The 12,554-nt window shown below is 35.9% G+C and carries 14 protein-coding genes; 12 read left to right on the forward strand and 2 right to left on the reverse strand.

Annotation, left to right across the window (positions count from 1 at the left end):
• Together DYR29_RS03255 and DYR29_RS03260 are read left to right on the forward strand one after the other, a co-directional pair.
• Entirely contained in the window at nucleotides 1–855 is an 855-nt protein-coding gene (locus DYR29_RS03255; protein WP_249413599.1) for a hypothetical protein, read from the forward strand.
• Nucleotides 856–862: 7 nt separating this feature from the next.
• Entirely contained in the window at nucleotides 863–1,774 is a 912-nt protein-coding gene (locus DYR29_RS03260; RefSeq protein ID WP_213279270.1) for a hypothetical protein, read from the forward strand.
• Between the two features lie 181 nt (nucleotides 1,775–1,955).
• Here the strand turns inward: DYR29_RS03260 and DYR29_RS22965 are convergent, their stop codons facing one another.
• Nucleotides 1,956–2,036 (reverse strand): hypothetical protein, encoded by an 81-nt coding sequence (locus DYR29_RS22965; RefSeq protein WP_342213466.1) that lies wholly within the window; start codon nucleotides 2,034–2,036, stop codon nucleotides 1,956–1,958.
• 123 nt (nucleotides 2,037–2,159) lie between these two features.
• The gene (locus DYR29_RS03265; RefSeq protein WP_249413600.1) at nucleotides 2,160–2,549 is read right to left on the reverse strand and encodes a Crp/Fnr family transcriptional regulator; all 390 of its coding nucleotides are present in this window, start codon (nucleotides 2,547–2,549) and stop codon (nucleotides 2,160–2,162) included.
• Between the two features lie 855 nt (nucleotides 2,550–3,404).
• On the opposite strand from DYR29_RS03265, the gene DYR29_RS03270 reads away from it, so the two are divergent.
• The 10 genes from DYR29_RS03270 to DYR29_RS03315 all read left to right on the forward strand — a co-directional run bounded on the left by DYR29_RS03270 (nucleotide 3,405) and on the right by DYR29_RS03315 (nucleotide 12,484).
• A complete protein-coding gene (locus DYR29_RS03270; protein WP_213279271.1) occupies nucleotides 3,405–4,724 on the forward strand; it encodes an aspartate kinase in 1,320 nt (439 codons plus the stop codon).
• A gap of 424 nt (nucleotides 4,725–5,148) precedes the next feature.
• On the forward strand, nucleotides 5,149–5,802 hold the full coding sequence (locus tag DYR29_RS03275; RefSeq protein WP_213279272.1) for a MarR family winged helix-turn-helix transcriptional regulator: 654 nt from the start codon (nucleotides 5,149–5,151) through the stop codon (nucleotides 5,800–5,802).
• Nucleotides 5,803–5,848: 46 nt separating this feature from the next.
• Complete coding sequence (locus DYR29_RS03280; RefSeq protein ID WP_213280568.1) at nucleotides 5,849–7,333, forward strand: phytoene desaturase family protein; 1,485 nt, start codon at nucleotides 5,849–5,851, stop codon at nucleotides 7,331–7,333.
• A 6-nt stretch (nucleotides 7,334–7,339) separates the two neighbouring features.
• Nucleotides 7,340–8,176 (forward strand): phytoene/squalene synthase family protein, encoded by an 837-nt coding sequence (locus tag DYR29_RS03285; protein ID WP_213279273.1) that lies wholly within the window; start codon nucleotides 7,340–7,342, stop codon nucleotides 8,174–8,176.
• Between the two features lie 55 nt (nucleotides 8,177–8,231).
• A complete protein-coding gene (locus DYR29_RS03290) occupies nucleotides 8,232–8,699 on the forward strand; it encodes an SRPBCC family protein (protein ID WP_213279274.1) in 468 nt (155 codons plus the stop codon).
• Nucleotide 8,700: 1 nt separating this feature from the next.
• A complete protein-coding gene (locus DYR29_RS03295) occupies nucleotides 8,701–9,153 on the forward strand; it encodes a sterol desaturase family protein (protein ID WP_213279275.1) in 453 nt (150 codons plus the stop codon).
• On the forward strand, nucleotides 9,150–9,839 hold the full coding sequence (locus DYR29_RS03300) for a lycopene cyclase domain-containing protein (protein ID WP_213279276.1): 690 nt from the start codon (nucleotides 9,150–9,152) through the stop codon (nucleotides 9,837–9,839). The genes DYR29_RS03295 and DYR29_RS03300 overlap by 4 nt, the downstream gene beginning before the upstream one ends.
• Entirely contained in the window at nucleotides 9,829–10,377 is a 549-nt protein-coding gene (locus tag DYR29_RS03305; protein WP_213279277.1) for a lipocalin family protein, read from the forward strand. Before DYR29_RS03300 ends, DYR29_RS03305 begins: the two co-directional genes overlap by 11 nt.
• Nucleotides 10,378–10,407: 30 nt before the next feature.
• Nucleotides 10,408–10,998, forward strand: coding sequence for a GTP cyclohydrolase II (gene ribA / locus DYR29_RS03310; RefSeq protein WP_213279278.1), 591 nt, complete (start codon nucleotides 10,408–10,410; stop codon nucleotides 10,996–10,998).
• A gap of 49 nt (nucleotides 10,999–11,047) precedes the next feature.
• Nucleotides 11,048–12,484 carry an SDR family oxidoreductase gene (locus tag DYR29_RS03315; protein WP_213279279.1) on the forward strand — a complete coding sequence of 479 codons (1,437 nt, stop codon included), beginning with the start codon at nucleotides 11,048–11,050 and terminating at the stop codon, nucleotides 12,482–12,484.
• The last annotated feature ends 70 nt before the right edge of the window (nucleotides 12,485–12,554 follow it).

The raw sequence follows: 12,554 nt of genomic DNA on the forward strand, positions 1-12,554 counted from the left end.
ATGATGAAAAAGAATAGGAGTATACCCTATACACTGCTTGCATATATTTTATGCTTTTCCTCAGGTAACATTTTTGCGCAGGTAGGTATTTTTACTCATAACCCCGCACAGGCTTTACATATAGATGCTGGAAAAGACAATGGTGATTCCCCGGATGCTTTGAAGACATCTAATGATATTGTGGTAAGTGCAACAGGAAACCTGGGAATAGGTCTGCTGAATCCGGTGACTAAACTTGATCTTCGTTCTGCAGATAATAAAGGAATTATCGGGGTAGGGACAAGTGTACAAACGCCAACTGAGGCTGGTGCCGGTGCTATACGTTATAATACAAGTGGATTTTTAGAATACTCAGATGGTGAACAATGGATTGCGCTTCCCCTTAAAGCTCCAACCAAAGCACTCGTTAATGCCAATAAAACCTCTGCGCAAAGTATTGCAAACAATACAACCACTTTAGTTTCAGGATGGAATGAGACTGTTGATTTAGGTACAGCAGTTCCCAATGGAGACTTTGATCCTTCCAATGGTACTTTTACAGCTCCCCGTGACGGATTCTATCTGGTGTCATTTAATATTACGTTAGCTAATGGCAATATCCCTAAGAATACCTTTATAGAAGCGGCAATAGAAAGTAATCAGAGCACTGAGAATATTCCTGTATTTAAAACAGTAAATTCTTATCCTGCATTTCAGGCAGGAGCCGTAAACAATTTTATAAGCGGAAACTGTAATGCCATTTTCAATCTCAAGACAGGTAACACGATTCAATTCAGTGTTAAACATAATCTGGGTACAGCAAGAAATACCTTAAATGATGGAAAATTAAATAATCTAAGTATTAGTGAGCTATAAAAATATAATGATGACACAGCTATATAAAATCAAAGAAGCACCCTTAATTTTTACTCTTCTGCTTTTAGGAGTGCTCCGTGTTAATGCACAAATAGGATTTGGGGTAGGAAACCCGACCAATCCCGTTGAAATCAATACTGATGCTGGTAAAGTTGTTATAGACAATACAGGAAGGTTGGGAGTTTTGGTTCCCAATCCCAAAGTTGCTGTAGATTTACGCAGTGGAAATAACGGTTCAGTAGCGATAGGCAATACAGATAAAACCGCTAGTCAGGCTGGGGCAGGAGCTTTACGATATGTTGCAAGTCCTGCCATTGGGGTAAAAGGCTATTTAGAATTTTCTGATGGTATAAACTGGGTGAGTTTTTTTCCTAAAGGTAAACCCCGTATTGTCGTAATGGCCAATAAAATAACCCAGGATACCTATGTGTTTGAAAGTGCAACACCCTCAGAAATAGGAACTAAATCCGGTATTGTACAACGTAGATCATCTTATTTAACCAATTGGGTAGAAAAACTTGACTCAGATTCCGGAGTGCCTACAAACAATTTTGACCCGGCGACAGGAGAGTTTATTGCTCCCCGAACCGGTGTATATTTTGCGACCTTTACTTTTGCACTGCAGTCCAGCCAGGTGAATACCGGAGGAAATAATCAGACAGAAGCCATTTGGGAGGTCAGAAATCCGGGAGGCACAATCACTCAAAGGGTAAAAACTAATAACGGATATGCTTCAGATACAGGAGCTAGTCCCAATGCCGTACCAGTGGGTTCTGCATGTACCGTAAGTGTTTATTTGAACAAAGGAGATAAATTAAGGCCATTTACCTGGATCACAGTAGCATTTGATGGTATAATAAGCCAATTTGATGTATCAGGAAGTGGAGCATACAATTCTCTGACGATCGTAGAACAATAATAATGTTGACTCATAAGTATGTTCTGAAAATAATGATCGGGAATCCTTCTGTCTTATTTGACAGACAAAAATTGAGTGGTACTTCAAACTTGTACGAGATACACAAATGTCTTAATATATGCTGGGAAGCTCCCTTTTGAGGGGGCTCTCAGATTTTTATCTGCTACTGAATTCCTGTTTTTTAATAAAATATCTTTCTGTTCTGAACTTTTATTAAATGAGCATTATGCATTTTTTTTATTGTTCTGATAACAGTTTCCACGCGCAACCCGGTTAAATTAGCCAACTGCTATCTCGTGAGAGGAATCTGAAATGAATATTTGTTATTGTCATTGTTACCCTTAAGATAATCCATTACTGTTTTGAGTTTATTTAAGGGATCTGGTTAAGAAACATTAAATAACATCACATACTTATAATATAAACGCTCAGCCAGACATTTAAACATTTTGGAAGAAACTTCCGGATTTTGATCCAGTAAGTTGAAGAAATCCGTTTTGGATAATTTGAGAACAGTACAGGCTGTTTTAGCTGTAGCATTAGTAGGATAGGCTTTTTCATCAAAGAGAAAAGATTCTCCAAAACTTTCTCCGTCATGCAAAATGTTTTGAATAAATTCTTTGCCGTCTTCGTGATAATTGTTTAGTTCAACAATACCATTAATAATCTGGTAATAAAACTTAGGCAAATTTCCTTCATGAAAAACCGTTTGATTTGCTTCAAAACTTTCATAATTTGCACCGTAGGCTAATAATAAATCTTCACTTATTATCATGTCTTCAAATTTTATAAATTATTACTGAATAATTTTTTATAAACTATGAAACGCACAACAAAAAACAAACCATATTAAACAAATTTTATAAAAAAAAGTACCACATTTTTTGATTGTTTTTTAGCTCCTCCACTATTGTATACAATTGAAAACTCCCTGTTAGAAATGGTTTAAGATATTTTAACATAAATTTTATCATCTAAACCGTCATAATAACACTTGTATTTCACTATATTTGGAATAATAAAACTAACCCATGAATAAGGATAACATAAAAACTTGTTAAACTAAAAATTATTAAAGATTATCAAAGGTTATGAAAGACTTATTTTCATTAAAAGGAAGGAGGAAAGATCATATTATGAGGTATTTTAAAAAAAAGATGTACCAATTGATCGAAAAGGGTGACTGGATTACTTTTACAATTAAAAAATGGTACAGGACTATAACTATATCATGTTTGATATATAATGATTTAGTTACTTTAGTTATTGTAAAGGCAAAAGTTACTCCATTTTACGAAAGATATACAGTGTTGTAATGTTTGGTAGGTAGTCCAATACCTCAATGCTACTGGAGAAAAATAGAATATCCATAATTAATATATTAAAGTTTTCCGTTACACCTTGGGTATGGGATGCTTTTTTCGCAGGCTTTGCACTGATTGCTAAAAAATTGTATATTTGCCCAGCAAAAAAAGAAAATGATATTGTCTAACTTAAAAAAAGGAAAGAAACAGTACTTACGCCGAATGTCGTGAGTCATTTTCCTATTGGTTAGAAATCAAATACATCAGGAGCTTGTCATCACGACAGGCTCTTTTTTTTTGAAAAAATTTTAACAATTTAATATATTATGAAAGTATTGAAATTTGGCGGGACTTCGGTAGGAAGCCCGGAACGAATCGAACAGTTATTACCAATTATCAGATCTCAGGTGTCAGACAAACACTTGGTTGTTTTATCGGCTGTTTCCGGTACTACAAATGATTTGGTGAAATTATCGGAGCTATATGAAAGTAAGGATATTGAAGGAGCCTACAAACATATTGATGTGCTATATGAGAAATATAAAAAATTTGTAAATGAATTGTTTAAGACAGAAAAAGGAATCTCTGAAGCCTTGGCTTTTATTGACAAAATTTTTGATCTTTTTTACCAGTTCAAACATAAAAACTTCACTTCCAGTGCAGAGCGTATTATACTTGCGCAAGGTGAGATTATTTCAACAACTCTGTTTCATTTGCACTTAAAGGAAAAAGAAGTTTCTTCTGTACTCTTATCAGCATTAGATTTTATGCTGATTGATGAAGATAAGGAACCCAATATTGATGAAATCAGAAGACTGGCAGCTATTGAAATAGCAAAATATCAGGAAGAAACCTTGTTTATTACTCAGGGATATATATGCAGAAATGCCCAGGGTGAAATTGATAATCTGCAAAGGGGAGGTTCAGATTACACCGCTTCATTACTGGGTGCCGCATTACAGGCAGAAGAAATCCAGATATGGACAGATATTGACGGGTTCCACAATAATGATCCGAGATACGTACAGAATACAAAGTCTATAGCCAGGCTAAGTTTTGATGAAGCAGCAGAATTATCCTATTTTGGAGCCAAAATTCTTCATCCCCAAAGTGTATTCCCTGCAAGAAAATATAATGTTCCTGTAAGATTATTAGATACAATGAATCCTTCTGCAGCGGGAACATTGATCTCAGGAGAAACAACCAATCAAAATCAGATTGTAGCCATTGCTGCTAAAGATGGCATTACAGCAATCCGTATTCAGTCTTCCCGCATGCTGATGGCGTATGGCTTTTTGAGAAAGGTTTTTGAAATTTTTGAACGTTATAAAACTCCTATAGATATGATTACTACTTCTGAAGTGGCAGTTTCGCTTACCATTGACCAAACGGATAATCTTTCTGAAATTGTAAGAGAACTAAGTGCCTTTTCATCAGTTGAAATTGATAGTGAGCAGTCTATCATATGCATTGTTGGGGATTTTAGAAAAAATAATCATGGCTATGCAACTATTGTCTCTGAAGCGGTAAAGCATATTCCAATACGAATGATTTCCTATGGAGGAAGTGAAAATAATATTTCATTATTAATTTCATCTGTTTTCAAGATAGAAGGATTAAGGTCTCTGCATAACAGATTATTTTAGTAAATCAATAGTTAAGGCTGTAAGGTTGTCAAAAGATACCACAAAAAACCGGATTTCTATAGATAGTGATGTATATGGCATGTACATTGTTAATATGAAAGCAGTTTTTAAGAAACTTTGTTTAACACCATATCACTTTTATATAAATTTCATTAATAACCTCCTCTTTTAGGAGGTTTTTTTGTTAAGTAATGAGAGCAATACCATTTAAGCATTATGATTCATTAATAAACCAGTTTTATATTGGCTGGTATGTTTTTCAACCTGTCTATTTTTAAGATAGGTTTTTTCTTTGTCCAGTTGCCGTCTGTGCCTTTATAGTAGGGTGTTAGATACTGTTTAATATAATTATAATTAAAATAAAAATAAAATATAGTTTATTTATAAACTTATATAAGTATATTTGTATACTAATATGTTTGATATGAATTTTGATCTTATAAAATCAGTTGTGGAACTCGTTCAGCAATTTATGGAACAAAATGAAGGTAAAGCTATATACAGTAATGATCTTCATGGTTTTACAGAATGGATCAATGCTGCCCATCAACAGGATCTTGAAAATCCTCATTGGGCAGGGAAAGAATTAGGAAGAAGCTCAGATAGTATTATTAATACTTTATTGATCAGGATGAATAGATATGCAAAATCTTACTCCAGATCAGCAGTCGGCAGTTCTGTTTTTTCCAGTCAGGATGACTTTATTTTTCTTATCAACCTGAAAAGTATGGGAGCTATGTCAAAAATGGAATTGATAAGGCATAATGTACATGAGAAATCTTCAGGTATACTTACTATTAATCGGCTGCTCCGTAACGGCTGGATTGAACAGGCGGTTTCTCCAAAAGATAAAAGAATAAAAAATATACAGATAACACAGAAAGGGCTTGCTGTACTGGATGATCACATGGATGAAATCCGCAGGGCTTCAAGGGCTGTAACAGGGAATCTTACTCATTCTGAACAAATGCTGCTCATTGCGATACTTTCTAAATTGGATGAATTTCATGATTCTTTTTATCGGATGAATCTGGAAACGGAGGATCTGCTGAATGCCATATATAAAAAGTTGAACTGAGTTCCAAATGAAAAGTGTCTCTAAAAAAACTATTAAATAAATGATGATGAATACTGAAAGCTCAAGAAAGAGAATAGCGGTGATAGGTTCCGGATTTTCCGGACTCTCTGCTGCTGCTTATGCAGCAAAGTCGGGACATGAAGTGCATGTTTTTGAAAAACACGATCAGCCCGGAGGACGTGCAAGGCAATTTAAAACTGAAGAAGGATATCTATTTGATATGGGACCTAGCTGGTACTGGATGCCTGATATTATCGAAGGCTTTTTCAATGATTTTGATTGTAAAGCAGCTGATTATTTTAAACTGGTATCCTTAGATCCTCAGTTCGAGATGATTTTTTCAAAAGAAAAGGTTTCAGTTCCGGAAAAAAATGAAGACATCCGAGAGATATTTGAAAAAACTGAACCAGGAGCGGGTAAAAAGTATGATCAGTTTATGCAGTCTGCTCAGTTTAAGTATGAAACAGGGATGAAAGATTTTGTGACAAAACCTTGTTACTGCTGGCTGGAATTTGCTTCTTTAAAAATAGCAGGAAGCGCACTGAAGCTTGATCTTTTAAGTAATTTCAGAAAATATGTCTCAGGATATTTTTCTGATCCGAAACTTAGATCGCTGATGGAATTTCCGGTTATATTTCTTGGTGCTTCACCCCGAAATATTCCCGCGCTTTACAGCCTTATGAATTATGGAGGGTATGTGCTGGGAACAAAATATCCTATGGGAGGATTTTATCAGCTCGTTATGGCGATGAAAGATGTAGCCCAAAAACAGGGAGCCGCTTTTCATTTTAATCATGAGGTCCAGAAGCTCAATACGGAAAACGGAAAAGTAGTCTCATTAACAGTAGATGGTAAAGATTATGAATTTGATGCCGTTATTGCATCATCAGATTATCACCATACAGAAACATTAATTCCCAAATCACTTAGAAATTATAATGACGCCTATTGGAAAACAAAAACCTTTGCCCCTTCATGTCTTATTTATTATCTGGGAATCAAAGGAAAAATTCCTCATTTGAAACATCATACTTTATTTTTTGAAAATGAACTTGATCATCATATAGACTGTATTTATATCAACAAGAAATGGCCGGCTAAACCCCTTTTTTATGCTTGCTGTCCTTCAAAAACAGATCAGGATGTAGCACCTGAAGGCTGTGAAAATCTCTTTTTGCTGCTGCCTCTCGCACCGGGAATACATGATGAGGAGGCTGTAAGAGAAACATACCTGAAGGAAATGCTTGAAAGAATTGAAAAACATACTGGAGAAACCGATCTTGTTTCCAGGATTGAGTACAAAAGAAGCTATTGTGTCAGTGATTTTATTTCGGATTACAATGCTTATCAGGGAAATGCCTACGGATTGTCCAATACTTTATCACAGACTGCCGTCCTGAAACCTAAAATAAGAAACAAGAAGATTAGTAATCTTTTTTATACCGGGCAGCTGACTGTTCCCGGACCTGGTGTTCCGCCGTCAGTTATTTCTGGAAAAATTGTAGCGCAAGAGGTTAATAAACTAAAATAAAATAATATGAAAAAATTGTTTGATGAGTTGTCTTATGAGGTCAGTAAGTACACTACTCAAAAATACAGTACCAGTTTTTCATTAGGAATATTGGCGCTGAAGCCTTCTATCAGACCTGCTATTTATGCTGTTTACGGGTATGTACGCCTTGCTGATGAAATTGTTGACAGTTTTCATGGGTATGATAAAGAGAAGCTTTTGAAAAGATTAAAGTCCGAAACTTACGACGCGCTGCAAGACGGAATATCACTCAATCCGATTCTACACTCATTTCAGGAAACTGTGCGTCAGTATGATATCAATATTCATTTGATAGATCAGTTCCTGCACAGTATGGAAATGGATCTGCAAAAAATAGACTATAATTCAGAACTTTATAACGAATATATCTATGGCTCTGCAGAAGTAGTGGGGCTCATGTGCCTGCAGATATTTACAGGAGGTGATAAGCAGCAATTTGAAAAACTTAAACCATTCGCGATGAAGCTGGGTTCAGCTTTTCAAAAGGTTAATTTTTTACGTGATTTGAAAGAAGATTACCAGATTTTGGGGAGAACTTATTTCCCGTCTCTGAATATGGCTGCTTTTGATAACACCGTCAAAGCTCAGATTGAAAAAGAAATTGAAGAAGAATTTAAAGAAGCACTGCAGGGAATCAAAAAACTGCCGGGTTCTTCTCTGTTTGGAGTATATCTGGCATACAGATACTATCTGTCATTGTTTGAAAAAATAAAGAAAACAAGTTCTCAGCATATTTTACAGCAAAGAATCAGGATTGCTAATTCACAGAAATTATTGGTAGCATTTAAAAGCTATATAAGATACAAATCTGCTTATTTCTAATCGCTTCTTTGTTTTAGAAGGTCGTTTTAGAATTTATAAATCAATAAAAAAATAAATGATGTACAGATTATATAGAGAACAACATTTGAATTGTGATATTGAGACGGCATGGAAATTCTTTTCCTCCCCTCATAATTTATCTGAAATAACGCCTAAGAGTATGAACTTTTTAGTGCTTTCAGATATACAGGATGAATCTATTTTTGAAGGAATGGAAATAGATTATACAGTTTCTCCGGTATTGGGAATTCCGATGAAGTGGAAAACTGTTATCAGTCAGGTGGAAGACTATAAAAGCTTTACGGATTTTCAGAAAGAAGGTCCTTATAAGCACTGGAATCATTTTCATGAGTTCATTCCTGATGAGAATGGTGTATTAATGAAGGATACTGTAGATTATGAACTCCCGTTGGGAATTTTAGGAAGGGTAGCGCACAGGTTATTTGTTAAAGAAAAACTCAGAAGTATTTTCGATTTCAGATACAGTGTATTGAATGATCTTTTTAACCGCAAACACAATTAATATGAATTTTCTGATCGTTCTGCTTGTTTTTATTTCCATGGAAGGAGCCACATGGCTTATTCACAGATATATTATGCATGGTTTTCTGTGGAGTCTGCACAAGGATCATCATGATCACAGCAACGAGGGGAAACTTGAAAGAAATGATCTGTTCTTTTTCATTTTTGCCAGTCCTGCTATTGCATTATTATATGCAGGGGTAAGACAGGAATTCAATTATCTGTTTTTTGTCGGATTGGGAATAAGCCTTTACGGAATGGCCTATTTCTTTGTACATGATATTTTTATTCATCAGAGAGCAAAGATTTTTACAAAAACAAAGAATCCATATTGGCTTGCCATAAGACGTGCTCATAAGCAGCATCACAAGCATTTGGGAAAGGAAGAAGGAGAGTGTTTTGGATTTTTATGGGTACCTGTTAAATATTTTAAAATGTATTTCAATAAAAAATGATGCCTTATACTTACATACTGATTAACTTTTTCACGGTCATTATTTGCTTTTTGGCTTCTTTTGACAGGAGAATACAGTTCAATAAACTTTTCGGGAAGTTTCTGCTGTCATCTACCATCGTGGCAATTCCTTTTATTATCTGGGATGTATGGTTTACTTCAAAAGGAGTGTGGTGGTTTGATCTCAATTACACATTAGGCTTTACAATAGCAGGACTGCCTATTGAAGAATGGCTGTTTTTTTATTGCATTCCGTTTGCATGTGTTTTTACTTATTACTGTCTGGAAAAATTTTTTAGCCTCAGAGGAATTGATGGTTTAAATAATCTTATTGTATTCACAGCTGTTATTGTTCTCAGTGTGACGGGACTTCTTTATCATGAGAGAATATATACTTTGCTCACTGTGATTGTAACAACATTTACACTTTGTTATCTGCATTTTATTGTTAAAAAAGATTGGATAGCACGAGCAAGCTTTGTATATCTGGTATTGATGCCCGGATTTTTCGCAGTGAATGGAATCCTGACGGGATCTTTAATTCCTTCGCCTGTGGTAAACTATAATCCTGATGACTTTTTAGGGATCAGAATGAGAACCATTCCTGTTGAAGATGCTGTTTATGGGTACAGCCAGTTTTTACTCAATATTTATTTCTTTAAAAAAATAACTAAAAATGAAAAATAGAATCATTCTTACATTATTACTAAGCTTCGGACTGTTAAATGGTTTGATTTCTTGCTCTTCTATGCCTGAGAAAGCACGGCCTGTTGGTCAGTTTGATGTCAACAAATATTTAGGGACATGGTATGAAATTGCCAGGTTTGATTATCGTTTTGAGAAAGATCTTGATAATGCAATCGCTCAGTACAGCCTTAATGCGGATGGAAATGTAAATGTAGTCAACAGCGGATATAATTTTAAAAAGAACAAATGGGTTTCTGCTAATGGTACTGCTAAATTCAGGGGAGAGAAAAATGTTGCAGCGCTGAAAGTGAGTTTTTTCGGACCTTTTTATGCCGGATATAATGTAGTTGCACTGGAAGAGTACAAATATGCACTGGTTGCCGGGAAAAATTTAGACTATCTATGGATTCTTTCCCGTGAAAAAACGATCCCTGAGAACATAAAACAGAAATTTATCAGCAAAGCGCAGGAAATAGGGTATGATACCTCAAAATTAATATGGGTGAAACAGGATAAGAAAAGTCCTTTTGATAAATAAATTTTCAAATTTAAATTAAAATCGAAACGTATGCTTACAATACAGGCACAATCAAAAATACCTACAGATTACGGACTATTTACTATATATGCATTTTCAGAAAATGAAAAAGACTGGAGCCCGCATTTGGTTCTGGTAGCAGAAAATACAGATTATAATAAGACTGTTAATGTCCGCTTTCATTCTGAGTGCATTACCGGAGAAGTTTTTCATTCAAAAAAATGCGAATGCGGTCAGCAGCTTGATGCAGCGATGAAATATATGTCTGAAAAAGGAGGAATGATCGTTTATCTCCGCCAGGAAGGAAGAAATATTGGGATCATCAATAAGCTGAAAGCATATGCGCTTCAGGAACAAGGATTAGATACGGTTGAAGCCAATCTCAGACTGGGCTTGCCGGCTGACGGAAGAAACTTTGATGTAGCCGTGGAAATGCTGAATCTGTTGGATGTTAAGGAAATCAATCTGTTAACCAATAATCCTGACAAGCTTAAATCTGTTGAGAACAGCAGAATCATTCTCAAAAGCAGGATTCCTTTGGAAATTGATTCCAATGAGATTAATGCAGGCTATCTTGTTAAAAAGAAAGACTATTTTGGTCATTTTTTAGAAAAAATATAATAGACTTCAGACGGTCAGGATATTTATTGATCCGTTTAATCCAATAATTATGGAAAAAATACTGCTTACAGGAGCTACCGGCTATATCGGTAAAAGAATGATCAGTGTGATTGCCGCGCAGGGATATAAGGTCGTTTGCTGCTGCAGGGATACCGGTCGTTTTACAAGAGACATGGATATCGACGAACAGCTCATTGAAGTTATTGAAGTTGATTTTCTAAAGCCGGAAACACTTAAAAATATTCCGGAAGATATTGCAGGGGCTTACTATCTGATGCATTCCATGAGCAATACTACTGATTATGAAGACTCAGAAAAAAAATGTGCCACCAACTTTTCCGGTTATATCGAGAAGACGCAATGTAAACATATTGTCTATCTGTCAGGGCTGGTGAATGAAAAAGAACTGTCAAAGCATTTGAATTCAAGGTTCGAAGTTGAAAAAATTCTGATGGACTGCAGGGTTCCCACAACAGTTCTTCGCGCAGGAATTATCATTGGGTCAGGAAGTTCATCATTTGAAATTATAAGGGATCTCGTTGAAAAACTGCCTGTCATGGTAGCTCCCAAATGGCTGTATACCCAATGTCAGCCAATAGGAATTGCCAACGTGCTGGATTTCCTGATTTTTGTTTTGTTTCAAGAAGCTGCTTATCAGAAAAATTTTGACATTGGATGTGATGATGTACTGACTTACAAAGACATGTTGTTGCAGTTTGCACAAGTAAGAGGTCTTAAAAGAAAGATTTTTACACTGCCTGTAATGACGCCCAGGCTGTCTTCGTACTGGCTCTATTTTATTACTTCAACTTCTTACAATCTGGCCAAAGCATTGGTTGGAAGCATGAAGGTAGAAGTGGTCTGCCGTCCCGAAAGTCTTGCTGAGGTCAAATTAATTACCGGTGTGCAGCCGTTTTCATATGATACAGCATTGAAGAGAACTCTTGCAAAAATTCAGGCCAATGAAATCATTTCCAGCTGGAAAGACAGTTTCATCAGCAGCCGTAATGATTCAACCTTGAAACAATATCAGGATGTACCGAAATACGGTTGTTTTACGGACCTGCGGAGTGAAGAGTATGATGACAGGGAAGCCTGTATGAGCCGGGTCTTTCAGTTAGGAGGCGATCATGGCTGGTATGGGCAGGATCTTTGGAAAATAAGAGGACTTTTTGATAAACTTGTTGGCGGTCCGGGACTGAGAAGAGGGCGCAGGCATCCTTCAGACCTTAAAGATGGTGATGCATTAGACTTCTGGCGGGTTTTATATGCTGACCGTAAGGAAGGCAAACTTATATTATTGGCTGAGATGAAGCTGCCCGGAGAAGCCTGGCTGATGTTTAAAATTTACAGAAATAAGATCTGGCAAAAAGCTGTATTTCGTCCAAAAGGCCTTTGGGGTAGATTGTATTGGTTCATGGTGCTGCCATTTCATGGCTTTATCTTCAAAGGAATGATCAGAAACCTCAGTGGAAAGGAAAAGTGAAATTCTTATTAACCTTAATTTTAAGAAAATTTTAACATGAGCTTTCTTTTTTAGGCATGAACATTGTTTA

The sequence above is a fragment of the Chryseobacterium indologenes genome (assembly GCF_018362995.1).
GTDB lineage: Bacteria > Bacteroidota > Bacteroidia > Flavobacteriales > Weeksellaceae > Chryseobacterium > Chryseobacterium indologenes_G.

Bases quoted from the DNA above. Each gene is read 5' to 3' on its own strand.
- DYR29_RS03255 (WP_249413599.1), top strand. From the start codon at position 1: ATGATGAAAAAGAATAGGAGTATACCCTATACACTGCTTGCATATATT.
- DYR29_RS03260 (WP_213279270.1), top strand. From the start codon at position 863: ATGATGACACAGCTATATAAAATCAAAGAAGCACCCTTAATTTTTACT.
- DYR29_RS03265 (WP_249413600.1), bottom strand. From the start codon at position 2,549: ATGATAATAAGTGAAGATTTATTATTAGCCTACGGTGCAAATTATGAA.
- DYR29_RS03270 (WP_213279271.1), top strand. From the start codon at position 3,405: ATGAAAGTATTGAAATTTGGCGGGACTTCGGTAGGAAGCCCGGAACGA.
- DYR29_RS03275 (WP_213279272.1), top strand. From the start codon at position 5,149: ATGAATTTTGATCTTATAAAATCAGTTGTGGAACTCGTTCAGCAATTT.
- DYR29_RS03280 (WP_213280568.1), top strand. From the start codon at position 5,849: ATGAATACTGAAAGCTCAAGAAAGAGAATAGCGGTGATAGGTTCCGGA.
- DYR29_RS03285 (WP_213279273.1), top strand. From the start codon at position 7,340: ATGAAAAAATTGTTTGATGAGTTGTCTTATGAGGTCAGTAAGTACACT.
- DYR29_RS03290 (WP_213279274.1), top strand. From the start codon at position 8,232: ATGATGTACAGATTATATAGAGAACAACATTTGAATTGTGATATTGAG.
- DYR29_RS03295 (WP_213279275.1), top strand. From the start codon at position 8,701: ATGAATTTTCTGATCGTTCTGCTTGTTTTTATTTCCATGGAAGGAGCC.
- DYR29_RS03300 (WP_213279276.1), top strand. From the start codon at position 9,150: ATGATGCCTTATACTTACATACTGATTAACTTTTTCACGGTCATTATT.
- DYR29_RS03305 (WP_213279277.1), top strand. From the start codon at position 9,829: ATGAAAAATAGAATCATTCTTACATTATTACTAAGCTTCGGACTGTTA.
- ribA (WP_213279278.1), top strand. From the start codon at position 10,408: ATGCTTACAATACAGGCACAATCAAAAATACCTACAGATTACGGACTA.
- DYR29_RS03315 (WP_213279279.1), top strand. From the start codon at position 11,048: ATGGAAAAAATACTGCTTACAGGAGCTACCGGCTATATCGGTAAAAGA.